The sequence below is a fragment of the Phaeobacter sp. B1627 genome, assembly GCF_006265095.1.
Taxonomy (GTDB): Bacteria; Pseudomonadota; Alphaproteobacteria; order Rhodobacterales; family Rhodobacteraceae; genus Epibacterium.
This window is the reverse complement of record NZ_VCNK01000122.1, coordinates 1-512: the sequence shown is the minus strand read 5'-3', so window position 1 is coordinate 512 and position 512 is coordinate 1. Positions and strand designations below refer to the sequence as shown.

The 512-nt window shown below is 62.9% G+C and carries 1 pseudogene; it reads right to left on the bottom strand.

Going from position 1 to position 512, the window contains the following annotated elements:
• Window positions 1-366, bottom strand: a pseudogene (locus tag FGE21_RS20685) (IS3 family transposase); the annotation flags it as partial.
• Between the last annotated feature and the right edge of the window lie 146 nt (window positions 367-512).

Genomic DNA, 512 nt, shown 5'->3' with positions numbered 1-512 from the left:
GTTTTCGGGGGCGCTGATTTCGGTTTCTGGGTTGAGCCAGACGGGTCCAGGCGGTTGCCAGTTGCGGGGTTTGTCTGACCCGAGCTCTGGTTTCTGGGCCCGCGCATTCGCATAGAGACTGGCTCGGCTGGCCAGTGTTACGCGGTCATATCCAGCGTGGCGCGCATTTGGTGTGACAAAGCGGATAGCGCTGTGCAGATGCTCGCTGTTATACCAACTGGCGTAGGATTTCACCCAGGTCTGCGCATCGGCCTTGGTGGCAAAGCCCTTGGTCGGCCAGTTCGGGCGGTATCTGCAGCTTCGGAACAGGGCTCCGGAGAACGGCTTGTCATTGCTGGCGCGCGGGCGGCTGCAGGAGGCCGTGATCCCAGCTTTTCCATCGTTGCTTTCATCGTGGCCCCCTTCATTGGGCTGTCATTGTCGGCGTGCAGGGCCAAGGGGCGCGCAATGCAGTCCTCGGCCAGGACCGCCTGCCGGAGCAGATTGGACGCCGGTTCCGGGCGGAGTGCCTG